Origin of the sequence: Grimontia indica (assembly GCF_000333895.2) — a bacterium.
GTDB classification, from domain to species: domain Bacteria; phylum Pseudomonadota; class Gammaproteobacteria; order Enterobacterales; family Vibrionaceae; genus Enterovibrio; species Enterovibrio indicus.
Genome location: NZ_ANFM02000022.1, coordinates 69493 through 95292, shown reverse-complemented (window position 1 = coordinate 95292; position 25800 = coordinate 69493). Strand labels below are relative to the sequence as shown.

Sequence of the window (25800 nt, the reverse complement as noted above, 5' to 3'; positions counted from 1 at the left end):
TCAAAGATTGGAGGTTGGAGGTTGGAGGTTGGAGGTTGGAGGTTGGAGGTTGGAGAAAAGGATAGCGGCGATATGCATGACCACCACTACCCTTTGGGCAAGATTCGCTTAGCTGTCTTTTGAGGCAGTTTCCGGTGGTAGCACCAGATTCAGGATAATGGCGGTCAAACCGCCCGCTGCCATGCCAGATGACAGGATGTTTTTGATCCACTCAGGCATAAATTGAAGGATTTCTGGCTTCTGAGCGATACCTAAGCCCATTGAGAATGAAAGCGCCATGATGAGAATCGCGCGACGGTTAAGCTCACATCGGGAAATAATACGGATACCCGATGCAGCAATGGTACCGAACATCACGATGGTTGCACCGCCAAGTACGGGTTCTGGAATGAGTTGAACCAGCGTTGCTACCCCGGGCAGCAGGCCCAAAATCACCAGCATACCCGCTACAAAGTAACCGATATAACGGCTTGCAACACCTGTTAACTGGATAATGCCATTGTTCTGACTAAACGTAGAATTAGGAAAGCTGTTCAATACCGCTGCCAATGCCGAGTTCACGCCGTCCGCCAATACACCACCTTTGATTCGTTTCATGTAAATCGGCCCTGACACTGGCTGCTCGGATGTTTCCGAAGTCGCCGTAATGTCACCAATTGCCTCCAACGAGGTCACCAAGAAGACGATGATCAGAGGAATAAGTAGCGCAAAGTCGAATGAGATGCCGTACTGCATCGGCTGTGGGATGGCAAAAAAGGCAACATCTTCTGATGGAGCTGTATTCACCATACCCAGCGCGTAGGCGATCACTGTGCCGACAGTCATCGCGATCACAATCGACGACACACGCAAATAAGGGTTATCGATACGATTCAAAAAGACGATCACAGCCAGTACTGAACCCGCCAACAACAGATTTTTCAGATCACCGAAGGTGCCGTTTTCTATCGCGGCATAACCGCCACCCATCGAGGTTAGACCCACCTGAATCAGCGTCAAGCCAATCAGGGTAACGACGATACCAGATACTAGCGGCGTAATAATACGCTGCGCATGTTCCAGCACACGTGAAAGGAAAACTTCAGTTAGGGAAGCAACCATAATGGTTCCGAAGATCGCCGCCATCATGGTTTCCGTTGGCGTACCGCCTGCCTTCATCGCCAAACCAGCGCCAATAATTGGTCCCAGAAAGTTAAAGCTGGTGCCTTGAATGGAAAGTAGCCCCGATCCCAACGGACCGAACGTACGGATTTGGATAAACGAGGCAATACCCGACGCAAACAGTGACATGCTCACGATGGTGTTGGTGTCACTCGTAGGAAGCCCAAGTGCCTGACAGATAATTAAAGAGGGCGTCACCACTGCGACAAACATAGCTAAAAGGTGTTGGAAAGCAGCGAAAAGTGTTTGTGGTAAGGGTGGTCTGTCATCCAATCGATAGACGAGTTCCGATGGACGAGCGTTTTCTGATGGGCGCTGAGAGCTCATTGTTATACCTATTTAAACTCACTCGCTGCAATACGCTGAATGGGTAGAGCAGTTGATGGAATGCTTCTCTCTGTGATTGCTGTTACTCAGAGCATTCAATCAGTTAAGTGATTGGGCTGAAGGAAATTTCGCGCCATTCTATCCGGGAAAAAACCAAAAGCAATCGGTTGCGGAAACCGTTTGCGTCAAGTGCTTACGCTTTGCTCTGATTTAACACTTCAACTACAAATATGCAGAAAAATTGATACGAATGGGTATACTCTCACTGGTCTGATGAGAGAGGAGTCCCACGTGTCGACACTGATCAAACTGCACCAGTTAGACGGCTACATTCAATCCATTTACCTTGCTGAGCATCATCATGGACTCTTGCTCTTAGATGGGTGCAGCAGGGCTGACGTTGATAAAGTTTGCAAGTTCATCACCGAAGAGCTGAACCGCTCTTTAAATGATCTGAAGTTAGTCGTCGTCACTCACATGCACCCCGACCACGCAGGTGGTGCGGTAAAACTTCGAGAGTTATCGGGCTGTCAGATAGCCATAGCCAACGTCCCAGGCGATTGGTATCAAGGAGTGGATGGTGTGCTGATGCATTGGAGCGACTTACTTTTGGCAAAGTGGGTGGCCAAACGGAAAGGCCAGCCAGCAAAAAACATTTGGTACAACAGAAAGCTGAAAGCAGATGTGATGTTGAATGATGAAGAGCCACTGCCCGGCTTTACTGAATGGAAAGCGCTTTTTACCCAAGGGCATACCGATCGCGATTTGTCTCTATACCATGTACCGACACATCGTGTTTACGTGGCCGACTTAATGGTTACAGTCAAAGGACGTTACATTCCGCCTTTTCCCGTCTTCTACCCTAATCGCTACAAAGCGTCGGTCGATAAAATCGTACAACTAAAGCCTCGAGGCGTCTGGCTTGCCCATGGTGGTGAAATTGAATTGACGGAAGAAATTATCGCTCATTTGAGAGCGCGTTCACCGAACCGCCCAATCACCCATTGGCGCTCGGTGAAAGCGAAAGTCAGGCGTGCAATTTTCAAAAAAGCGGCATAAAAAAACCGCCGATTAACGGCGGCTTTTAGAACGCGGTGGTAAGCGCAAACTTGGCTTATTACGCGTTTTTGGCTTCGAAGTCCTTCATAAAGGCAACCAGTGCCTGAACACCTTCCAAAGACATCGCATTGTAGATAGATGCACGCATACCACCCACATCACGGTGACCTTTCAGCGCCTTCAGACCCAGCGCATCTGATTCAGCCAGGAATTTCGCATCCAGTTCAGGATTCACCAACTGGAAAGGCACGTTCATCAAAGAACGGTTGTCAGCATGGATGTTGTTCACGTAGAAGTCAGAACCATCAATGAAGTCGTAAAGCAACGCAGCTTTCTCTTCATTCTTCTTCTGCATGGCTTCCACACCGCCCTGCTCTTTCAGCCATTTGTATACTTCACCCGCCAAATACCAACCAAATGTCGGTGGCGTATTGAACATAGACTCTTTGTCTACCAACGTGGTGTAGTTCAGTACGTTCGGCAGGAAGTCTTTCGCTTTGCCCAGCAGGTCGTCACGAACAATCACCAGCGTGATGCCAGCAGGACCGATATTTTTCTGCGCACCCGCGTAAATCACCCCGTACTTGGACACATCGATAGGACGAGACAGAATCGTTGAGGACATGTCTGCCACGATTGGCTTGTCTGTTTCTGGCAAATCCCGGATTTCAATCCCATCGATGGTTTCGTTCGGACAGAAGTGAACAAACGCAGCATCGTTACTCAATTTCCAGTCTTTCGCAGGCAAGATCGCGCGTTTGCCATCGATTTCCGTTTTTACTGTTACCACGTTAGGTGTGCAGTATTTTTTAGCTTCTTTTACTGCACTTGCAGCCCAGTAGCCGCCGTCTACATAGTCAGCAATGGTGTTGCTGCCCAAAAGGTTCATTGGCACTGCAGCAAACTGCGCACGGGCACCGCCTTGTGCGTATAGAACATGGTAGTTATCAGGAATAGACAGCAGTTCACGGAGGTTTTTCTCGGCGTCATCAACAACAGCCAGAAATTCCTTACTGCGGTGGGAAATCTCCATGACGGAAGTACCCAAGCCGTTCCAGTTAGTCAGTTCACCCTGTACTTTTTCCAGAACCGCTTCCGGCAACATCGCCGGGCCAGCAGAGAAGTTATATACCTTTTCCATGATTTTTGAATGCTCCTGCATTAAATCGCTTATTTATGGCTTTCTAATTTTGTCACTGAGGAAATCCATTCCCGACAACGCCCGCAAATGGGGGCAGTGAGAAGCCGTGATGAATTGTTGTTCGTTTTGTTTTATCACCTTTCGCAAGCGATTGGAACGGAAAGTGTTGATCTAATGACGACACAATTAAAAAGGGAATAAAAAAAACGCAGCGAATGCTGCGTTTTTTTCAGATTGATGAATGCAGGCCAGGAATTACTCCTCGGTCGCTTCTCCATCTGTTGAGTCTTCTGATGGTGCTTCGGCAGTTGGTTGCGCTTCTGCGTCAACGTCACCGTCTTCATCCAATGGCAGTAACTCTTCATCAGGCTCATCGATGCGCTGAAGGCCAACCACTTTCTCGTCTTCAGAGGTACGGATTAGCGTCACACCCTGGGTGTTACGGCCAACCTGGCTGACTTCTGCCACACGGGTACGCACCAGCGTACCTGCGTTGGTGATCATCATGAACTCATCACCGGTTTCTACCTGAACCGCACCAACTACACAGCCGTTACGCTCAGAAACCTTGATCGAGACTACACCTTGGGTTGCACGGCTCTTCGCTGGGTACTCAACAAGCTCAGTACGCTTACCGTAACCGTTTTCAGTTACCGTGAGAACATCACCGTCATTGTGAGGAACAATCAGAGAAACAACTTTGTCGCCCTCTGCCAGTTTGATACCGCGAACACCAGCCGCAGTACGGCCCATGCCACGAACCTGGCCTTCGTTGAAGCGAACAACTTTACCAGACTTCGAGAACAGCATGATGTCGTTATCACCAGTAGTGATATCAACGCCAATCAGAGAATCGTTTTCACGCAGATTCACTGCGATGATACCTGCGCTTCGAGGACGGCTGAAATCAGTCAGCGGCGTCTTCTTCACAGTACCGTCACCGGTTGCCATGAAGACAAACTTGTCTTCTTCGTACTCTTTAACAGGAAGGATCGCAGTGATGCGCTCATCCTGCTCCAGAGGCAGCAGGTTAACGATCGGCTTACCACGAGCAGTACGTGATGCCAGAGGCAATTGGTAAACCTTCAGCCAGTACATACGGCCGCGGCTTGAGAAACACAGAATAGTATCGTGTGTATTCGCGACCAGAAGACGCTCAATGTAGTCTTCTTCTTTCATGCGAGTCGCTGACTTACCTTTACCGCCACGACGCTGCGCTTCGTAGTCAGTCAGAGGCTGATACTTCACGTAACCTTCGTGCGACAGGGTCACAACAACATCTTCCTGATTGATCAGATCTTCGATGTCGATGTCAGCACTTGCAGCTGTGATTTCAGTGCGGCGCTCATCGCCGAAACCATCACGAACAGCAGTCAGCTCTTCGGTGATCACTTCCATCAGGCGCTCAGGGCTGGACAGAATGAACATCAGCTCGCCGATCAGTGCCAGCAGCTCTTTGTATTCATCCAGGATCTTCTCGTGCTCGAGACCTGTCAATTTGTGCAGGCGCAGATCCAAGATAGCTTGCGCTTGTTGTTCAGTCAGGTAGTACTTACCGTCACGAACACCGAACTCGTCTTCCAGCCACTCAGGACGTGCAGCATCAACACCGGTTGCTTCCAGCATTGCGGCTACAGTGCCCAATTCCCAACCACGGTTTTGCAGCTCTTCACGCGCAATCGCTGGGGTTTGTGCATTGCGGATCATCTCGATGATTTCATCGATATTCGCCAGTGCAATAGCCAAACCTTCAAGGATGTGGGCACGGTCGCGTGCTTTACGCAGTTCGAAAATAGTACGACGTGTCACCACTTCACGACGGTGATTCACGAAGCACTTCAGCATATCTTTCAGGCCAAACAGGCGTGGCTGGTTATTGTCCAGCGCAACCATGTTGATACCGAAAGAGGTTTGAAGCTGAGTTTGTGCGTACAGGTTGTTGAGGATAACTTCACCTACCGCATCACGCTTACATTCGATAACAATGCGCATACCGTCTTTGTCAGACTCATCACGCAGCGCACTAATGCCTTCAATCTTCTTATCTTTAACCAGCTCGGCGATCTTCTCGATCAAACGCGCTTTGTTCACCTGATAAGGGATTTCGGTAACGATGATGGTTTCTTTACCGTTCTTCTCGACTTCGATGTCTGCTTTTGAACGCAGATAAATCTTGCCACGACCAGTGCGGTAAGCATCTTCAATGCCTTTACGGCCATTGATCATTGCAGCAGTTGGGAAGTCTGGGCCTGGAATGTGAGTCATCAACTCTTCAATCGTGATGTCTTCATTCTCAATGTACGCCAAACAACCGTTAATAACTTCTGTCAGGTTATGCGGAGGAATATTGGTCGCCATACCTACGGCGATACCGGACGCACCGTTCACCAGAAGGTTAGGAATACGGGTAGGCATTACCTCTGGGATCTGTTCAGTACCGTCGTAGTTCGGAACGTAATCGACAGTTTCTTTATCCAGATCAGCCAGCAGTTCGTGGGCGATTTTCGCCATGCGAACTTCGGTATAACGCATTGCTGCCGCTGAGTCGCCGTCGATCGAACCGAAGTTACCCTGGCCATCGACCAGCATGTAACGCAGTGAGAACGGCTGAGCCATACGAACAATGGTGTCGTAAACAGCGCTGTCACCGTGTGGGTGGTATTTACCGATCACATCGCCAACAACACGCGCAGATTTTTTGTATGCTTTGTTCCAGTCATTGCCAAGTACATTCATCGCGAAAAGAACGCGGCGGTGTACAGGCTTCAGACCATCACGCACATCTGGAAGAGCACGACCCACGATAACTGACATCGCGTAGTCGAGGTATGAGCTTTTCAGCTCCTCTTCAATGTTGACGGGCGTGATCTCTTTAGCAAGATCGCTCATGGAGCCAATATCCCTCAGGTAAGTATGTCAAAAATGACTACGTGCAAGACGGTGAGAATACCATAAAAGCAGGCAAAGAGTCACAGCCTAAACCCGAGATAAATCACGAATTACTCTTATTTTGGCGCTCTAACGCACGACAGGGCCAAAAAACGCTCAATGGCAGGGTGGAACCAGCAAATTTTGCTAGAAAGCCTGAGAGACGCTCAGGCGTCTTTTTTCATATCAAAAGGTCGTGAAACCGCATATAAGAAGAGAAAACTGCCCACTTCACGGATCCAGATGTAATAAAGGAAGGAAAAGTACAATGGGAACCTGGTCTCAGTATCCCCTATATTTGTAGGGGAAAATACCCATGACACAAAAAAGTGTCGCTAAGAAAAATCAGGGGGCGCTATGTTACATCAAGCTATCAATGCTGTGGGTATGGCCATCATTGTTGGAAAATACACTTTGTTAGGGCTTCTGGCTGCTGTTGCCGTTACCAATGCCGCTTAACTTTTCTCCAACACGATAACCACGACTTTTCCAATCTCGCCGGGGGTCTGCCTCCGGCTCTGTGATCTCCTCGCTCAATCTCTATCTATCGATCAACGGTAGTAACATTCAAAGCATAAAGACTTCAACCTTGCTGTATTTAGCAATGAATCTTCCACCTGCAATGGCAATCAAAACGGGTATAATAGAAAAAAATTTTAGGGATAAGATGTAGATGACAACCCAACTCAACGTCGATCCGGCGGAAATTCAAAAATTCGAAGACATGGCTTCCCGTTGGTGGGATCTGGAAGGTGAGTTCAAGCCTTTACACCGAATCAATCCCCTTCGCCTCAACTATGTGATTGAGAAAAGCGACGGGATTTTTGGTAAGAAAGTACTCGATGTGGGTTGTGGTGGCGGTATCCTGGCAGAAAGCATGGCACGAGAAGGTGCCGATGTAACAGGCCTCGATATGGGCAAAGAGCCGCTAACGGTGGCACGTTTGCACGCGCTGGAAACAGGCACGACAGTCTCTTATGTACAATCTACCGCCGAAGAACATGCTGAAGCACATCAGGGCCATTACGATGTGGTGACCTGCATGGAAATGCTGGAGCATGTACCCGATCCTGCTTCTGTGATTGCTTCCTGCGCGAAGATGGTAAAGCCAGGCGGTCACGTATTCTTCTCTACCCTAAACCGCAATACTAAATCCTGGTTGTTTGCGATTGTCGGTGCCGAGCATGTGATGAAGATTGTGCCTAAAGGCACGCATGACCATAACAAGTTCATCCGCCCTTCTGAATTGCTGAAGATGATCGACTACACCCCGCTTCAGGAACAGCACATGACAGGGTTACATTACAACCCGCTGACGGATCGATACTGGCTGTCACCACGTAATGTGGACGTGAACTACATCGTACATACTCAAAGCCCGGAATAATCCGGGCTTTATTTTGCAGCGCCAAAACCTGAACAAGGAAAATTAATGAAAGGAAGCGTAGAAGCAGTTCTGTTTGATTTGGATGGCACCTTACTGGATACCGCGCCGGATATGGCCAACGCCGCAAACTGTGTTTTGAAAGATCACGGACTCCCTCCTCTTTCTAAAAGCCAGATTCAGGCCAATACCAGTCACGGTGCCAGAGGCCTACTTCGCACGGGCTTTGGCGATGCGCTGCAAGGAAAAGACCTCGACCAACTGCGACTTTCCTTTCTCGAGCACTATGCAGAAAATATTTGTACCACAACCACACTATATAGTGGTGTGGTTGAACTACTGGAACAACTCACCGAGAGACAGATCCCCTGGGGCATTGTGACCAACAAGCCGGGGTTTCTGACTGGAATGCTCCTTCCCTACTTCCCTTTGCTCTTACAGGCCAGAACCATTGTCTGTGCCGACACTACACCACATGCGAAGCCCCACCCCGCGCCGTTACTGCACGGTGCGTCGATTCTGACTATCGAACCAGAAAAATGCCTATATGTTGGGGATATACAGAATGACATTGTGGCTGCCAAAGCGGCCAACATGATGTCTGCTGTCGCCGCTTGGGGATATATCGGCGAGACCGATCAGCCAACCGAATGGGAGGCCGATCAGATTTTTAACACACCTGTAGAAATTCTGTCATTATTCTGATCCCAATCACATAGCGCCAGAACAGAAAATAACCACTTTTCAGCACCTTAAATGGATGCATTGATGGGCGTTCCAATCAAGGATAATATTTTTTTTTATTTCATTTCGTACCGTAAAAATCGTTGATTTTTTCTATACCATTGCCTTACTTGGGATAAAACAGTGAGTAAGCACTAACATAACAATTCCCATCCCCAAGATATCCACAGACACCTGTCTCAGGGGGAACTTGCATTATCTCCGCCTCACCACTATCTTGTTACTCAAGTCGAGCGTAGACCCTATATATAGTGTTTTGATGACTACGCCATAAGTTTAATATTGATCACAAATCATCCTTGCAATTTGTGAAATTTTGCAAAAACAGGTCTTCAGGCAAGGAAATACCGGGAACAAGATAAATGAACCAACAAATTACCGTCCAAAAGCGCAGTGGTGTTAAGGAAAACATAGATCTCGACAAAATCCACCGCGTCATCACCTGGGCCGCTGAAGGCCTCGACAATGTCTCTGTATCACAAGTCGAACTCCGTTCTCACATTCAATTTTACGACGGTATCAAAACTGAAGACATTCATGAAACCATCATCAAAGCGGCTGCCGATCTGATCTCTGAAGAGACCCCAGACTACCAGTATCTGGCTGCCCGCTTAGCGGTTTTCCACTTGCGCAAGAAGGCTTACGGCCAATTCGAGCCACCAACACTTCTTAATCATGTCAGCAAAATGGTTGATATGGGCAAGTATGATAAGCACCTGCTTGAAGACTACACTGCCGAAGAATTGAACATTCTGGATAGCTATATTGATCACTGGCGCGATATGAACTTTTCATATGCTGCGGTGAAACAGCTGGAAGGTAAATACTTGGTACAAAACCGTGTTACTGGTGAAATCTACGAAAGTGCACAGTTTTTGTACATTATGGTTGCAGCATGTCTATTTGCCAACTACCCGAAAGAGACCCGCCTGGACTACATCCGCCGCTTCTATGATGCAGTGTCTCTGTTCAAGATTTCTCTGCCTACACCAATTATGTCTGGTGTGCGTACCCCAACCCGTCAGTTCAGCTCATGTGTACTGATTGAGTGTGATGACAGTCTGGATTCTATCAACGCAACGGCGAGTGCGATTGTTCGCTACGTGAGTCAGCGTGCCGGTATCGGCATCAACGCTGGTCGTATCCGTGCACTGGGTAGCCCAATCCGCGGCGGCGAGGCTTTCCACACTGGTTGTATTCCTTTCTACAAATACTTCCAGACAGCTGTGAAGTGTTGTTCACAAGGTGGTGTGCGTGGTGGTGCAGCGACCCTGTTCTATCCAATGTGGCACCGTGAAGTAGAAAGCCTGCTGGTTCTGAAGAATAACCGTGGTGTTGAAGAGAACCGTGTTCGCCATATGGACTACGGTGTTCAAATCAACAAACTGATGTACACCCGCCTGATCAAGGGCGAGAGCATTTCTCTGTTCTCACCATCAGATGTACCGGGACTTTACGACGCGTTCTTTGCAGACCAAGAAGAATTTGAACGCCTGTACGTTCAGTACGAGAACGACCCATCCATCAAGCGTGAAACCCGTAAAGCGGTAGAGCTGTTCTCGCTGATGATGCAAGAGCGTGCCTCAACAGGTCGTATCTACATTCAGAACGTGGATCACTGTAATACTCACAGCCCGTTTGACCCTCAGGTTGCGCCGATCCGTCAGTCTAACCTGTGTCTGGAAATCGCGCTGCCAACCAAACCACTGACCAACGTTGAAGACGATCAGGGTGAGATTGCACTGTGTACGCTGTCTGCATTCAACCTGGGTGCAATTAAAGAGCTGGACGAGCTGGAAGAACTGGCTGACCTGACTATCCGTGCTCTGGACTCACTGCTGGATTACCAGGATTATCCGCTACCAGCAGCGCGTAAAGCGACCATGAACCGCCGTACACTGGGTGTAGGCGTGATCAACTTTGCTTACTATCTGGCGAAAAATGGCGTGCGTTACTCTGACGGCAGTGCAAACGGCCTGACTCACCGTACGTTCGAAGCGATTCAGTACTACCTGTTGAAAGCGTCTGTTGGTCTGGCGAAAGAGCAAGGCGCATGTCCTTCGTTTAACGAAACCAACTACGCGAAAGGCTTGTTGCCAATCGATACTTACAAGCGTGACCTAGATGCGATCTGCGATGAGCCATTGCACTATGACTGGGATGCGCTTCGCTCAGAGATCATGGAGCACGGTCTGCGTAACTCAACGCTGTCAGCGCTGATGCCTTCAGAGACGTCTTCGCAAATCTCTAACGCAACCAACGGGATCGAACCACCACGCGGTTACGTATCAGTGAAAGCGTCTAAAGATGGCATCCTCAAGCAAGTGGTTCCTGAGTACGACAAGTACAAAGACAACTACGAGCTGCTTTGGAACATTGAATCAAACGACGGTTACCTGCAATTGGTTGGTCTGATGCAGAAGTTCGTAGATCAGGCAATCTCTGCCAACACCAACTACGACCCAAGCAAACAGGCTGGTGGCAAGGTACCAATGAAGCTGCTTCTCAAAGATCTGCTTTCTGCCTATAAGCTCGGTGTGAAAACCCTGTACTATCACAACACCCGTGACGGTGCAGACGATGCGCAGAAAGATCTCGCAGCACAAGATGATGATTGCGCAGGCGGCGCTTGCAAAATCTAAGTAAAGAATTTGGAGGGAGCATTAGCTCCCTCTTTGAAGTTTCAACCTGATTGGTAAATTTACGGCAATGGCTTACAGCACTTTTTCTAAAGAAAACAATAACGCACTCAAAGAACCAATGTTCTTTGGTCAGCCGGTTAACGTTGCTCGCTACGACCAGCAAAAATATGAAATTTTCGAGAAGCTGATTGAGAAGCAGCTTTCCTTCTTCTGGCGCCCCGAAGAAGTCGATGTCTCCAGTGACCGCATCGACTACAACAAGCTGCCGGAGCATGAGAAACACATCTTCATCAGCAACCTGAAATACCAAACGCTGCTGGATTCAATCCAAGGCCGCAGCCCGAATGTGGCACTGTTGCCGCTGGTTTCTATTCCAGAACTGGAGACCTGGATTGAGACCTGGTCTTTCTCAGAGACCATTCACTCGCGTTCTTACACCCACATCATCCGTAACATCGTGACCAACCCGGCACTGGTGTTTGATGACATTGTGGTGAACGAGCACATCATCAAGCGAGCGAATGACATCGCGGGTTACTACGATGACCTGATTAAAGCCACCAGCGATTACCATCGTTTAGGCGAGGGTGAACACACGGTTAACGGCGAAACTGTTGTCGTGTCTCTGCGCGAGTTGAAGAAAAAACTGTATGTCTGCCTGATGTCAGTTAACGCACTGGAAGCCATTCGTTTCTACGTAAGCTTTGCCTGTTCGTTTGCTTTCGCAGAGCGCGAGCTGATGGAAGGTAACGCCAAGATCATCAAACTGATTGCCCGTGATGAAGCACTCCACCTGACCAGCACCCAGCATATGCTGAATATTCTGCGTTCCGGTGACGACGACCCAGAAATGGCGGAGATTGCTAAAGAATGTGAGCAAACTTGTTTTGACCTGTTCAAAGATGCGGCAGAGCAAGAAAAAGAGTGGGCAGAATACCTATTCAAAGACGGCTCAATGATTGGCCTGAACAAAGACATTCTGTGCCAGTACGTGGAATACATTACGAATCTGCGTATGGCAGCTGTTGGCCTTAAACCTGCTTACCAAGGCGCGAGCCAGAACCCTATTCCTTGGATCAATGCTTGGTTGTCTTCTGACAACGTTCAGGTTGCTCCACAGGAAGCAGAAATCAGTTCTTACCTGGTTGGCCAAATCGACAACGACGTTGATATCGACGATCTGGGTGATTTCGAACTATGAGCCGAATCGCTATTACAGTGAACGGACAAACGCTGGTGGGCAACACCCACCAGCCTCTGCTTGAGCAACTCGAGCAAGCAGGTCTGCAGCCCGAATTCCAATGCAGGAATGGTGTTTGTGGAGCCTGTCGCTGCAAGTTAGATAAAGGCAATGTTGCTCAGGAAGACGCGATGGCATACCTCGCCGCCGGTGAGATCCTGACGTGCCGCTCGACCCCCAGTGAAGATGTCTCACTGGAATTCGATTACCAAGTTTCTTTTGTAGCAAAAAAAGCCGCGAACCTCTGACTCGGTCGCGGCCTTCTTTTTCTTCTTACAGTCAAACCACCTGAATATCTGCCTCGCGGAATACTATTTCACATCACACACAGCAATATCTGATGGCAGTGAATCTTGGTTGGTATATACCTTAGTGAAATCAGACAACCTTGCTACCTTAGATGACGCAAACCTGCCCCATTTACTGGCATCTGCCAACAGCCAAGTTTCCCGAGAATTCGCAATAATGGCTTTAGATATTTCCGCCTCGATGGGCTCATGCTCCATAGCAAAATGACTGCCGGTGACCGAGCCGCAACCGACAATGCCGATGTCAGCTTCGAAATCTTCAAAGAACCTCAAAACACTTTGCCCAACCACATCCTGATGCTGGCTTCTCACTAACCCACCTGCTAAGAAAACATCCACATTGGGGTTTCCCTGAAGCACCTTCTCGACCTCAAGGTTGTTTGTCACAATACGCAGTTTCTCGTATTGAGCCAAACATTGCGCAATGTAAGCCATAGACGTGCCTATTCCCAAAAACACAGTAGAGCCTTCAGGAATATGGCTTGCTAGCTTCTTCGCCAGTCTTTGTTTTATCTCAGACTCAAGCTGAAAACGAAACTGGTAGGTCGTGTTCGTCAAAATAGCAGGAAGGCTAACGCCACCATGAACCCGGCGCGCCAATCCCTGCTCAGAAAGGCAGTTCACATCGCGCCGAATAGTTTGGGTGGTGATTGAGAACATCTCTGCCAGTTCTTCAATCTGCACATTCCCATTGGCTTTTAGATAATCGAGGATTTGTCTTTGTCTAGGTGTCATAGAAATCGTCCCCACTATCATCAAAAGTCCATTTATGGCGAAAATATCTCTGGGTCATCCGTAATGATGTGAGTGACCCCTTTATTAAGAAAGTCTTGTACCCTTCCAGCATCATTTAAGGTCCATATATTTAGCTGGTAGCCCTTTTTTGTAATGGCCTCTGCCAATTCGCCCGTCAGAGTACGTTGGTCACAATGAATGCTGAATAGCTCTAAGTCCTCAATGTCACAAAGAAAGTCTGGTGAACTTTGGTCTGTGATAAGTCCCACCCGATAGTCCGGCAGCATCTCGGCACAACACTTTATAGCCGCCAAGGAAAAGCTTGATAATAAAAGCTGATCTACAGGGAACTGGGTTTCCTTCACTACCTCTGCGACCTTTTCAACCAACAAGGCTACATCTGTCTCTTCGTAACACTTTATCTCGAGATTGACGCCCATCCCCCTTTTTCCGCAGAGTGTAAGCGTCTGGTGTAATGTTGGAATGCATTCATCACGGAACTGTTCGTTGAACCATGCGCCCGCATCTAACAACGTCAGTTGCTCAAGCGAAAAGCTATCCAATCGACCTTTTCCGTCTGTACATCTGTCGACTGTTTCATCGTGAAACAATACCGGCACATCGTCAGCGGTAAGCTGGGTGTCCAATTCTACCCAATTCAGGCCACTGTCCGCTGCCGCATTGATCCCAGCTAAGGTATTTTCGGGTGCGATGGCTGCCACACCTCGATGACCAATTATCATTTTCCCTTCCATAAGATGTTCATTTGAAATTACTAGTACTCACACGCCACAAAACCAAGAATGCACAGCGTATACCTGAAGACTCAAGCTAACAAAAAGCGAGCTGTTAACATGATCACAACATTCGAACGAACATAAAGATGTTCATTTGAAACATTCTCGTAATACCGTATCGTTATTCGAGCGACCTCACAATAATTACAGAAACGCTATTACATAAAGCCAAAGTGCACTTGGTAAAAAAATGGACCTCACTAAGAACTAAAGGCAACAGAATGAAAAAATTACTCCTTGGAACTGTACTTTCCCTATCAGCGATCTTCGGCATGGCCTCGAATGCCCTAGCTGCAGATAAAGTGAACATCAACATGAGCCTTGTGTTTCAGCAAAATGAACTGCTGACACAAGAATTGATTAAAGTCGCGGACAAGATTCGTGAACGTACAGACGGCAGCGTCAATATCAAAGTCTTCCCTGGCGGTCAGCTTCCTGTTTACAAAGACAACCTTGAGCAGGTAGTAAACGGCGCGAACTGGATTGCGGTAGAAGATCTGAGCTACCTCGGTGACTATGTGCCAGATTTCGCAGCGCTGGCTGGCCCTATGCTTTACAACAATTACGATGAATATCTCGCGCTGATGAAATCAGATTACGTAGCCGATCTGACTGCACAGGTTGAGAAGAAAGGTATCAAGGTACTGAATGCCGATTACATCTTTGGCTTCCGTCATATGATCACCAATAAAGAGATCAAAACGCCGGAAGACATGAAAGGCATGCGTATCCGTGTTCCTGGTAGCCAGCTGTTTATCAGCACACTGCAATCAATGGGTGCGGCACCTGCAGCTCTCCCATTCCCAGAAACTTATGCCGGTGTTCAGCAGGGTGTTGTAGATGGTTTGGAAGGTTCAATCCTGACCATGTACTCAACAAAAATCTATGAAGTTGCTAAAAACATGTCTAAGACAGGCCACTTCCTAGGCACCGTTGGTCTTTATATCTCGCCAAGCGTTTGGGATAAGCTTTCTGAAGAACAGCAAAACATCGTGATGGAAGAGATCGTTGCCGGTGCGGAATCTAACACTGAGCAACTGATTAAGCTTGACGAAGAGTACACTCAGAAGCTGAAAGAACAAGGCGTGACTTTCAACGATGTTGACACGGCTGCGTTCAACAAGCTGACCGCGGAAGTTTACAACCAGTTCCCTACCTGGAGCGAAGGCGTTCACGCGACCATTAACGCGGAGCTGGAGAAAATCCGCGCATCAAAATAAACACCTTTTAGCGCCCCGCTTTCTCTAGGGGCTGTTGACCTTTGGTGATGATTTTTGCAGCAGTTTGTGGGGATTTTATGCAAGGCGGAGGCTTCGATGTGTAGCTGGCCTACATGAGAAGCTGATAACGCAGCAGAAATTCCCCACAAGCGCTGCCCGAAGGGTTCTGCTCTAAGCGTTTTAAGCTTTGTTGAGGTGTACTTGCTTAGAATGACTAGGCGGCACACACCTCGCCGCGCCTAAAACGCTTATAGCGAGAACAAAACTTAACCACCAAAGGTCAACAGCCCCTAATGGGGAGTTTTTCTATGTGTTGGAGTTGTAATGCGATTTATATACAACTTAGAGGAAATCCTTGCCTCTATAGCGATTTCTATCACTGTTCTGGTAGTCATCATCAACGTTTTCTTGCGCTACGGTCTCGGCTTCGTCGTGCCATGGAGTGAAGAGCTTTCCGTGATTTGCTTTACCTGGGCGGTCTACTTTGGGATCAGCTCTTGCTACAAGCACAAGCTGCACATGGGCGTTGATGTCATTCTGAGTTTTATCCCTGCGTCAGGGCAGCGATATTTTCGCCTGATGATCTCTTTCTTTCTCTTGGCGCTCAACATTCTGATGGCTTACCTGAGCTTCAACTACACCATGCTCTCAACGAAAGTGACCCCCGTCATGGGCATGTCATATTTCACTATCAACGGGGTGTTGGTTGTGTGTTTTTCATTAATGGCGATTCATACGGTTCGGTTCATCCTCGACGACCTCAAGCCATCTGAACCTTCTAACGAAGCGCAGTAGGTGAATGCAGTGGATATCTATATACCTATCATACTTCTTTTTGTTTTATTCCTTTTAAACATCCCCATTGCGTTCTCTTTAATAGCGTCAGCAATGGTGTACTTCCTGTTTATCAATGACTCTTTGCCCGTCAGCCTGGTGATGCAGCGTTTTATTTCCAGCGTGTCGTCATTCCCCCTTTTGGCCATACCCTTTTTCATTATGGTCGGTTCAATCATGAACTATTCGGGAATAAGCCGGAACTTGCTTGCCTTTGCTGACTCTCTGATTGGTCATAAAACCGGTGGTTTAGCGCATGTTAACGTCATGCTGAGTACCCTTATGGGTGGCATTTCAGGCTCTGCAAATGCTGACGCTGCCATGCAGTCAAAGATACTGGCTCCTGAGATGACGAAACGAGGCTACGACGTGGCGTTTACTGCCGCTGTCACTGCTACTTCATCCAGCATCAGTCCAGTGATCCCGCCAGGCATCAACCTCATCATCTTCGCGCTGCTCGCGAACGTATCTGTGCATTCGATGTTTATTGCCGGATATGTGCCCGCATTCTTGATGGCAGCGTCACTGATGATCACCATCGCTTTCATCGCCAAAAAGCGTAACTACAAGCCTTCCCGTGAAAAGCCTGCCTCAGCAAAAGAGCGCTTTCATTATTTCGGGAAAGCCATACCTGCGCTGCTGATCCCATTCGGTATCATTCTGGGTATGCGCTTTGGCCTGTTTACGCCAACAGAAGCCGGGGCGATTGCGGTGTTGTTATGTACCATCATTGGCCTGCTGATCTATCGCGAGCTTAAACCTCAGCACTTTGTGCAGATCTTGCGGGAAACCATTCAAGGCACCAGCAGCGTCATGTTTATCATCGTGGGTGCATTGGTCTTCGGTTACTACATGACTCTGGAACAAATTCCCCAGAACGTTGCATCCATGTTGATTGGTCTTACCGATAACAAGTATGCGCTACTGCTGATCATCAACGTTCTTCTGCTCGTTGTCGGTATGTTCATTGAAGGCGGTGCGGCGATGATCATTCTGACGCCGCTGCTGCTACCAGCTGTGCTGAACCTCGGCATCAACCCTGTACACTTCGGTATCGTGGTTATCGTGAACATTATGATTGGTGGTGTCACGCCGCCGTTTGGTTCCATGATGTTTACCGTTTGCTCGATACTCAGGGTAAGAATGGTCGACTTTGTGCGTGAAGCAGCACCTCTGCTGGGCGCATTGTTCGCTGTGTTGATGTTACTGACTTTCTCCGAAGGGCTAGTCATGTTCTTACCGAACTTGTTTAACTAATTCTCCTCACTTTAAAGTGCGCTTTCTAGTAGGCGCACTTTATTCTCTGCTCACAAATACATCACATTCAGGACTTCTCTCCGGCTTATCTCATATTTCAGTCACTTCATAGAAATATGCAATCTAATACTGAAACAGGTCTCAACGTGTAAGGCGCAACTAGGATTTTCCATACCGTTGAAAACTCAATCAGGACTGCAATAAAAACCCTTATAAGGAGCAGACAATGGGATTGCACTTCACCAACAAACAAGACCCTGAAATAGAAGATATTTACGAAGAGGCCCTCTCTCAAACCCAGCTTCCCAAGTATTCCCTTCCCCAACAAAGCCAATCACCGGAGCTGATTGCCCAACTGTTGAAAGATGAGTTGTTGATGGATGGCAACGCGCGCCAGAATTTGGCGACGTTCTGCTCGACCTGGATGGAGCCCAGTGTTCACGATTTGATGGATGTCTGTATCGACAAAAACATGATCGATAAAGATGAATATCCCCAAACCGCGGAAATCGAGGCCCGCTGTGTTCATATCCTCGCCAAGCTTTGGAATAGCCCGGAGAGTGACACAACGGTAGGCTGTTCAACCACTGGCTCTTCAGAAGCAGCCATGCTGGGCGGCCTAGCCATGAAATGGAACTGGCGAGCGAAACGCGAGGCACAGGGAAAACCCGCCGATAAACCCAATATTGTTTGTGGACCCGTGCAAATTTGTTGGCATAAATTCGCCCGATACTTCGATGTGGAAATGCGAGAAATTCCACTTGATGGCGACGAAGTCTGCATGAACCCAGACAAGCTTTCGGAATACGTCGATGAAAACACCATCGGGGTGGTTCCGACTCTTGGGGTGACCTACACCTGTGTATTCGAGCCGGTAGAAACCATTTCCAAAAAGCTGGATGAGCTCCAAGCGGAAACCGGTCTCGACATTCCTATTCATGTTGACGGCGCTTCAGGTGGATTTATTGCACCTTTTGTTAATCCTGAATTGAAATGGGATTTCAGGTTGCCCCGCGTGGTATCTATCAACAGCTCTGGCCACAAATACGGCCTAGCACCCCTTGGAGTGGGTTGGGTAGTATGGCGTGATAAAGAGCACTTACCGGAAGACTTGGTGTTCAACGTGGATTACCTCGGTGGGAACATGCCGACGTTTGCGCTGAACTTCTCACGGCCAGGAGGGCAAATTGTCGCGCAATACTACAACTTCCTTCGTCTTGGCTTTGATGGCTACAAGGGCATCCAATCCTCGTGCCTACAAACAGCGCAGTGGCTCGCAGATGAAATCGCTAAGATTGGGCCCTTCGATCTTTTCTACGACGGACGGGGAGGTTTGCCAGCCCTAAGCTACAGCCTAAAAGAAGGCGACTGGGGATTTACCCTCTATGACCTCTCTGACCGAATGCGAATGCGAGGCTGGCAAATTGCTTCTTATCCTCTTCCTGGCAATCGTCAGGACACTGTCATTCAACGCATTATGATCCGACATGGCGTCAGCAAAGACATGGTTGCTTTGCTACTGGAAGATCTGAAGCGCTGCGTTGACTACTTCAAGCAATTCCCACAAGTCCACTCTGGTGCGACTTCTACTTTCCACCACGGCTGATCTTTGTCTTACAGCTCTTTACATCATCCACTGTCAGGCCAGAGCGAGCCTGACAGGTAAAGGACTATCCAAATGAATAACAAAAAAGATTCTTCAGTTGGCGCAAAAGAAGTAGGAAAAATCAGCGTCGTTACCTTCGCGATCATGAATATTGTGGCCGTAGTCAGTCTCAGAGGGCTGCCTGCCGAAGCCGAGTATGGATTGAGCTCAGTGTTCTTCTATGTCTTCGCTGCGGCATTCTTTCTGGTGCCTGTCTCGTTGGTCGCGGCTGAACTCGCCACAGGCTGGCCAGAAAAAGGCGGCATATTCCGCTGGGTTGGTGAAGCCTTTGGGCCAAGGCTCGCCTTTATGGCGATGTTCTTGCTTTTCGTTCAGGTATGCGTTTGGTTCCCCACAGCATTGACGTTTGGTGCTGTTTCGCTGGCCTTTATCGGCCCGGACCAAACCTTCGATGCTGCACTTTCAGAAAACAAATTCTTTGTACTGGCTATCGTGCTCGCAATTTACTGGTTCGCAACCTTTGTCGCTTTTCGCGGGGTAGCAGCCTTTACCTTACTGTCTAAGTGGGGCGGTATCATTGGTACCATTATTCCCGCCATTATCCTGATACTGCTTGGCTTTGCCTTTCTGTTCAGCGGAGAAAAAATCCAGATTGAGCTGGCATGGAAAGACTTGGTGCCTGACCTTTCCAACTTCAACAATGTGGTGCTGGCTGCCAGTATTTTCCTTTTTTATGCCGGGATGGAGATGAACGCCATCCACGTTAAAGATCTGGATAACCCTACCCGTTCTTATCCCCTTGCCATTGGTATGGCGGCATTAGGTACTGTGGTGATCTTTGTGCTTGGCACTCTCGCCATCGCCTTTGTGATCCCAAGTGCCGACATCAACCTGACCCAAAGTCTGTTGGTGGCCTATTTCGATATGTTCAAATGGGCGGGACTGGGTTTCCTCGGTCCTATTATGGCGATTTGCCTCGCCATTGGCGTGCTGGCTGGCATTGTCACCTGGGTTGCAGGCCCATCCACTGGTTTGCTTGAAGTCGCCAAAGCGGGCTATATGCCCAGATTCTGGCAACACACCAACAAGAACGGCATGGCAACTCATATTCTCTTGGTGCAAGGCATCATTGTGAGTTTCCTTGCCGTTACCTTCGTGGTTCTGCCGTCGGTAGAAGCCGCTTACCAAATCCTGAGTCAGCTAGCCGCGGTTATCTACCTTACTCTGTATATGCTGATGTTCTCGGCGGCGATTTACCTGCGCTTTAGTCAACCTAATCGCCCACGCCCATATCGTGTGCCGGGAGGAAAGAAAGGCTTGTATGTGTTTGCCGGGGTGGGTTTTACCAGCTCGGCGATTGCCTTTGCTTTTAGCTTTATCCCACCCAGTCAGATTGCCGTAGGCAGCCCAACAACCTTTATTTCTATCCTTGTTGGCCTCAGTCTGGTGTTCGCCATTATTCCTTTTCTGATATATGCCTCGAGGAAGCCGCACTGGCGGAGCGAGAACTCTGACTTTGCGCCATTTACATGGCAGGTAGAAGGTGTGCACCCTGGTGTGGAGAACCACTCTGACCGTCACACGGAATCTGTCACCGAAATGCACCGAGAAGGAAAAGGAGAGGCGCAATGAATCATCTCCCTTCCGCTAGCGAGCTTCAGGCTTTGGTTAACGATACTTACCATCAGTTTCGCGATCTCCCCGGTGGTGAGAATGCCAGTTACATTCCTTATCTCGCTTCAGTTCCTTCAGAATTGGCAGCATTAGTCGTTGTCACGGCTGATGGTGATGTTTATCAAGCTGGCGACAGTGACTTTGGCTTTGCCATTGAGTCCATATCCAAAGTGGTGACACTGGCTTTGCTGATGGAAGATGTCGGGTCCGAAACGGTTCGTGAAAAGATTGGAGCGGAACCTACTGGCCTTCCATTCAATTCGGTATTGGCTTTATGTGAACATCAAGACAAGCCTCTCTCTCCTTTGGTCAATGCGGGCGCAATGGCCAGTGTCAGCCTCCTGAAAGCAGACAATCCAGAACAAAGGTGGCAACGCATTCTGGACATGCAACGTCGAATCACCGCAGGAAACGTGACACTGTCAGAGGAAATCAACCAGTCGGAACAGACAACAAACTTCCACAACCGTGGCATTGCATGGCTGCTATACGCCGCAGGGAACTGTTTCTGTGACCCGATGGAAGCTTGCGAGGTTTACACCAGACAGTGCTCCACACTCGTGACGTGCAGAGATCTGGCTGTGCTGGCCGCCACATTTGCGAACAAAGGCGTCAATCCTTTGTCTGGCGAGCAGGTCATGTCTCGAGACAATGTGGCACCTTTACTCGCAGAGATGACCATGGAAGGTTTGTATGACTACTCCGGTGACTGGGCGTTTGAAGTGGGTCTTCCCGGCAAAAGTGGCGTGGGCGGCGGATTGCTTGCCGTTGCGCCGGGGAAATGTGGCATCGCGGCATTTTCTCCGCCCTTGGATGAATCCGGCAACAGTGTGCGTGGGCAGAGGATGATTGCGGAAGTGGCAAAAGCACTCAATCTAAATATCTACCGATAGCATCGAAAGGTGAGCAGAAAAATGGCCTGATTATCAGGCCATTTTTTCATTACTCAGGGTCTTCTACTTCCTCAACGGGAATATGAAGCGATTCCAACTTCACCAGTGAGGCAATCTCCGGGAACATGTTTTGACCGGTTAGATAACGTCTAAGTAGGTCGAGCAACATGGTGCTGCAGTAAATCCGAAAGTTCTCCGGTGTCTGGTTGCGACGCGGCTTCACGATCACTCCCCAATCACCTTCCTGAGACGACAAACCAAGCGCCACTCTACCCGCTTCGAGATTTCCGCAGGCAAGACCAATATTGGCACCTGCATTTTCGCGGGAAGCTGCTGCCATGGCGAGCACAGCGGCCAGAGGATTGTAATCCCCGTCTGCAGTCAGTGTAGACTCACTCAACACCCAAGACTGGACAAGTGCCTGACGTGTATCGTCATCTTGGTTCAGCCAATTGGTGAGATAACCACCGGAAAACTTCTCGGCAACCGCAAGCTTGAGGCCCGACTCTTCAAGCAATACGCCGACAGATTCCAGCATGGGGAGGTTATCCCCCACCATTAAATCGCCAAGAACGTTCCTTATACCGTCCGCCACCAGCGAGATTTCAGAATGCTGGCGAGGGGAGAACACTTTCACCTCAATAAAAGGCAAGGCGGAGCGGTATCCCAGCTCGAAACCTTCTGGCAACGCTAAAGACTCAAATTTGTCATTCAGAAGAGATTCTGAAAATCCAAACGTGTAGAAACGGTTAATTTCCCTGCGGTAAGTATTTGGAAAGCGTTCTTGGAGCCTAGGCAGGATTTCATTGTCAAACATCTGCTTAAATTCACTTGGCACGCCTGGCGTGAAGAAGAACAAACAGTCATTGAGTTTGGCGGCGAAGCCACAAGCGCTGCCAACCGGGTTGTCCACCAGTTCACTGCCTTCCGGCAGCATCGCCTGTTTGATGTTACTTTTTGGCATCGTCTTACCGTTCTTTTCAAAACGGCTTTTAAGCTCCGACAACCAATGACTGTTAAGTTCCAGATCGACATCCATCGCCATTGCCATGGCTTCTGTGGTCAAATCATCCGTGGTTGGCCCAAGACCACCATTGACGATCACCACATCTGACACCTGACTGCACCTAACGAGTTCGATGGCGATGTCATCCAGAGCATCCCCCACCGTCACACGACGGTGCATGGCGAACCCTTCTTCAAAGCAGCGTCTCGACAGCCAGGCTGCATTGGTATCGGTGATGTCTCCGTGAAGCACTTCCTCACCAGTGCTGAGCATTGCAACTCGAAGTTTGCTGTGTTCCACCGATATCTCCTTGTTCGGACTGTATTAATACTCAAACGTTATCAGGAAGCCCGTTCAAGCACAAAAAATACTCACCTGATGCGACTCAAATTCAACCTACTTTCACAGCAAGAGATACCCCAGCACAATCGTAAATAATAAATTACACCAATCGTACTTAAATAATTACATATAACTTTACAGCAAAGCAGAACTCTATATTCTGGCTGGGTTACAGCAGTATTCACCCTATACAACACTTAAAATGTAAACATATCATTACAAGAAGTCGATTATGCGCAATAAAGTTTTAGGAAGCACTTTGATCATCGCTGGCACCACGATTGGTGCAGGTATGTTAGCCCTTCCCCTTGCATCAGCAGGGTTGGGATTTACTCATTCGCTGATTCTGATGATCGCGATGTGGATGCTCATGAGCTATACCGCTTTACTGATGCTTGAGGTTCATCAACATGCACCTGCTAACGCGACCTTAAACAGTCTCGCCAGACAGTTTCTCGGGAAAAAGGGCCAATGGGTGGCGAGCGCTGCCACTCTGTTTCTGTTGTATGCGCTTTGTGCTGCCTACATTGCAGGTGGCGGAGGCCAGTTCCACCATAAACTGACCGCATTAGCAGCGACGGAATCGATACCACCGAGCGCAGGTATCATTCTGTTTACCGTTCTGGTGGCAACCGTGGTGATGTTGGGCACTCAAAAAGTTGATGTCATTAACCGAGGGTTGTTTCTGCTGAAAGTCGTGCTTCTTGGGCTCTCCCTTGCATTACTGCTTCCCTTGGGAGAAGGGCAAAATCTGGTTTCCTTGCCACTGCAGGAAGGGCTATTGATTGCAGCGATTCCTGTCATGTTCACCTCATTTGGCTTTCACGGCAGTATTCCGTCAGTGGTGGCTTACACCGGGCTCAATATTCACGTATTAAGAAAAGTGATGCTGATTGGCTCCGCCCTGCCACTGGTTATTTACTTGCTCTGGCAAGCTGCGAGTTTTGGCGCTTTGGGCGCGTCTACGCTGGCTGAAAACACAAATTTGGGGATGTTTATTCAATCCATCAGTGTTGCAGTAGATTCAGCTCGCATCGCCAATGCGATCTCACTATTTGCTGATTTGGCACTGGCAACGTCGTTTCTTGGTGTCAGTCTGGGGCTTTTCGACTTCATCGCTGACATGCTAAAGCGCCCAGCTTCGGTAAAAGGCCGTTTTCAGACTGGTTTAGTGACTTTTCTTCCACCCATGCTAGTCGCTTTGTTCTATCCGCAAGGATTCATTACCGCGCTGGGTTTTGCGTCAATAGCTTTGGTGATTCTGGCAGTTGTACTTCCCGTTTTGATGGCTCAGAAAGTACGCCGTTTAGGTTTAAATCGCGACCAATATCAAGTTTTCGGTGGAAAAGTAGCCCTTTCCATTGCTATGATTGGCGGCCTTTCCGTGATTGCCTCACAATTAGCACACGGTATCGGGTAGTAACCAATTGTCTCGGCATTCTTCTTAAAGGACGTACCGAATAGTGCCGAATGACTCAGCGTCATTAAATTCGACTTTTTTTCATGCCAAGCCCCCCACTCTTGACGATGTGATGAGGTTTGGCATTTTGTTTGTGTGGGAGATCCTACGTGCGTTTTCGCTCTACTATCGCCGCGGCCGCTTTATTTGTAACTCATTCTGTTTCCGCTTTCGATGCGTCCACAATCAACTTCGAACAGCAGGCATATCACTACAACACGGCCAGCGCCTATTCGCTGCCGGCGTTAGACAATGCTCAGCCTGTAGACACTGGCTACGCTTTCGATGTCAATGAGTATCGTTCGCAAGGCTTACCTCGATACCTGTCAACCTCTTCAGGTAAAGACTGGGATTATCTGATGGGTCAGACCTACACCATTTTAGGATTGAGTGTGGCTACCGTTGGCCTGATGACTTTCCTGCCGGAGAGCGTGACCAACTGGACACCGGAAGACCGCGACTTTTCCAACCTCGGTAAAAAGTGGTGGGACAACGTCTCTGCTGGCCCAGTTTGGGATAAAGACGACCATTATCTGAACTATGTGATGCACCCGTATTTTGGCGGTGTTTACTACACTGCAGCCCGCCACTCTGGTTTCACAGAGTTTGAGTCTTTCCTCTACTCGTTCACTATGTCGACCTTCTTTTGGGAGTATGGTGTTGAAGCTTTCGCGGAAGTGCCATCGATTCAGGACATCATCGTGACACCGCTGTTTGGTGCCGCAGTGGGTGAATGGATGTACCTGACCGAGCAAAACATCGTCGCAGACGGTGGCGAAGTGCTGGGTTCGGACACCTTGGGTGGCGTCAGCCTGTTCCTGCTAAACCCTGTGGGTCATATCCACGGCTGGGTAACCAATTTGTGGCAGGGCGACACTGAAGTGCGGATGAACTACGACCCTTGGTTTAACAACCAGGATGCAGCGCGATACGCAGCAGATGCCGGTGCGCCATATGACAGCCAGTTTATTGGTATGCAGGTCAGCCTGAAGTTCTAAAAGGCCTTCGAGCAATAAGAAAAGCCAGCGATTATCGCTGGCTTT

Annotated in this window: 20 protein-coding genes; 14 read left to right on the top strand and 6 right to left on the bottom strand. The window is 48.7% G+C overall.

The genetic code is table 11. The annotated features are described in order from the left end of the window. Window positions 1-108: 108 nt before the first annotated feature. Window positions 109-1488, bottom strand: a complete 1380-nt coding sequence (locus D515_RS13450; RefSeq protein ID WP_002539237.1) for a uracil-xanthine permease family protein — start codon at window positions 1486-1488, stop codon at window positions 109-111. Window positions 1489-1791: 303 nt separating this feature from the next. Here D515_RS13450 and D515_RS13445 point away from each other — a divergent pair, with 303 nt between their 5' ends. Further along, a complete protein-coding gene (locus tag D515_RS13445; RefSeq protein ID WP_039850110.1) occupies window positions 1792-2547 on the top strand; it encodes an MBL fold metallo-hydrolase in 756 nt (251 codons plus the stop codon). A 58-nt stretch (window positions 2548-2605) separates the two neighbouring features. On the opposite strand, the gene serC is transcribed toward D515_RS13445, so the two are convergent. Together serC and gyrA are read right to left on the bottom strand one after the other, a co-directional pair. Further along, a complete protein-coding gene (serC, locus tag D515_RS13440; RefSeq protein ID WP_002539235.1) occupies window positions 2606-3688 on the bottom strand; it encodes a 3-phosphoserine/phosphohydroxythreonine transaminase in 1083 nt (360 codons plus the stop codon). Between the two features lie 255 nt (window positions 3689-3943). Then, a complete protein-coding gene (gyrA, locus tag D515_RS13435; RefSeq protein WP_002539234.1) occupies window positions 3944-6577 on the bottom strand; it encodes a DNA topoisomerase (ATP-hydrolyzing) subunit A in 2634 nt (877 codons plus the stop codon). A gap of 712 nt (window positions 6578-7289) precedes the next feature. Here gyrA and ubiG point away from each other — a divergent pair. The 5 genes from ubiG to D515_RS13410 all read left to right on the top strand — a co-directional run bounded on the left by ubiG (window position 7290) and on the right by D515_RS13410 (window position 12874). Continuing rightward, window positions 7290-8003 carry a bifunctional 2-polyprenyl-6-hydroxyphenol methylase/3-demethylubiquinol 3-O-methyltransferase UbiG gene (ubiG, locus tag D515_RS13430; protein WP_002539231.1) on the top strand — a complete coding sequence of 238 codons (714 nt, stop codon included), beginning with the start codon at window positions 7290-7292 and terminating at the stop codon, window positions 8001-8003. Window positions 8004-8048: 45 nt separating this feature from the next. Next, complete coding sequence (locus D515_RS13425; RefSeq protein ID WP_002539229.1) at window positions 8049-8705, top strand: HAD family hydrolase; 657 nt, start codon at window positions 8049-8051, stop codon at window positions 8703-8705. Window positions 8706-9106: 401 nt separating this feature from the next. Continuing rightward, window positions 9107-11386, top strand: coding sequence for a class 1a ribonucleoside-diphosphate reductase subunit alpha (gene nrdA, locus D515_RS13420; protein ID WP_002539228.1), 2280 nt, complete (start codon window positions 9107-9109; stop codon window positions 11384-11386). 67 nt (window positions 11387-11453) lie between these two features. Beyond that, window positions 11454-12587: a class Ia ribonucleoside-diphosphate reductase subunit beta gene (gene nrdB, locus D515_RS13415; RefSeq protein WP_002539226.1), complete on the top strand. Its 1134-nt coding sequence runs from the start codon at window positions 11454-11456 to the stop codon at window positions 12585-12587. Further along, window positions 12584-12874 (top strand): 2Fe-2S iron-sulfur cluster-binding protein, encoded by a 291-nt coding sequence (locus tag D515_RS13410; RefSeq protein ID WP_002539225.1) that lies wholly within the window; start codon window positions 12584-12586, stop codon window positions 12872-12874. The genes nrdB and D515_RS13410 overlap by 4 nt, the downstream gene beginning before the upstream one ends. A 63-nt stretch (window positions 12875-12937) precedes the next feature. On the opposite strand, the gene D515_RS13405 is transcribed toward D515_RS13410, so the two are convergent. Together D515_RS13405 and D515_RS13400 are read right to left on the bottom strand one after the other, a co-directional pair. Further along, a complete protein-coding gene (locus D515_RS13405; RefSeq protein WP_420835373.1) occupies window positions 12938-13669 on the bottom strand; it encodes a DeoR/GlpR family DNA-binding transcription regulator in 732 nt (243 codons plus the stop codon). 32 nt (window positions 13670-13701) lie between these two features. Continuing rightward, window positions 13702-14424, bottom strand: a complete 723-nt coding sequence (locus tag D515_RS13400) for a glycerophosphodiester phosphodiesterase family protein (protein WP_002539221.1) — start codon at window positions 14422-14424, stop codon at window positions 13702-13704. Between the two features lie 263 nt (window positions 14425-14687). Here D515_RS13400 and D515_RS13395 point away from each other — a divergent pair, with 263 nt between their 5' ends. The 6 genes from D515_RS13395 to glsA all read left to right on the top strand — a co-directional run bounded on the left by D515_RS13395 (window position 14688) and on the right by glsA (window position 21950). Further along, on the top strand, window positions 14688-15686 hold the full coding sequence (locus D515_RS13395; RefSeq protein ID WP_002539219.1) for a C4-dicarboxylate TRAP transporter substrate-binding protein: 999 nt from the start codon (window positions 14688-14690) through the stop codon (window positions 15684-15686). Window positions 15687-16010: 324 nt separating this feature from the next. Beyond that, window positions 16011-16481, top strand: a complete 471-nt coding sequence (locus D515_RS13390) for a TRAP transporter small permease (protein WP_002539218.1) — start codon at window positions 16011-16013, stop codon at window positions 16479-16481. A gap of 9 nt (window positions 16482-16490) precedes the next feature. Beyond that, entirely contained in the window at window positions 16491-17777 is a 1287-nt protein-coding gene (locus D515_RS13385; RefSeq protein ID WP_192815509.1) for a TRAP transporter large permease, read from the top strand. Window positions 17778-18003: 226 nt separating this feature from the next. Continuing rightward, a complete protein-coding gene (gene gad / locus D515_RS13380) occupies window positions 18004-19383 on the top strand; it encodes a glutamate decarboxylase (protein WP_002539215.1) in 1380 nt (459 codons plus the stop codon). A 72-nt stretch (window positions 19384-19455) separates the two neighbouring features. Continuing rightward, window positions 19456-21015 (top strand): glutamine/gamma-aminobutyrate antiporter GadC, encoded by a 1560-nt coding sequence (gadC, locus tag D515_RS13375; RefSeq protein WP_002539214.1) that lies wholly within the window; start codon window positions 19456-19458, stop codon window positions 21013-21015. After that, window positions 21012-21950, top strand: coding sequence for a glutaminase A (glsA, locus tag D515_RS13370; protein WP_002539213.1), 939 nt, complete (start codon window positions 21012-21014; stop codon window positions 21948-21950). The genes gadC and glsA overlap by 4 nt, the downstream gene beginning before the upstream one ends. Before the next feature lie 49 nt (window positions 21951-21999). Here glsA and D515_RS13365 read toward each other — a convergent pair whose 3' ends face one another. Continuing rightward, window positions 22000-23256, bottom strand: coding sequence for a CinA family nicotinamide mononucleotide deamidase-related protein (locus D515_RS13365; RefSeq protein WP_002539212.1), 1257 nt, complete (start codon window positions 23254-23256; stop codon window positions 22000-22002). Between the two features lie 274 nt (window positions 23257-23530). Here D515_RS13365 and D515_RS13360 point away from each other — a divergent pair, with 274 nt between their 5' ends. Together D515_RS13360 and D515_RS13355 are read left to right on the top strand one after the other, a co-directional pair. Next, window positions 23531-24718, top strand: a complete 1188-nt coding sequence (locus tag D515_RS13360; protein WP_002539210.1) for an aromatic amino acid transport family protein — start codon at window positions 23531-23533, stop codon at window positions 24716-24718. A gap of 149 nt (window positions 24719-24867) precedes the next feature. Then, window positions 24868-25755 carry a DUF3943 domain-containing protein gene (locus D515_RS13355; protein ID WP_002539209.1) on the top strand — a complete coding sequence of 296 codons (888 nt, stop codon included), beginning with the start codon at window positions 24868-24870 and terminating at the stop codon, window positions 25753-25755. Window positions 25756-25800: the final 45 nt, after the last annotated feature.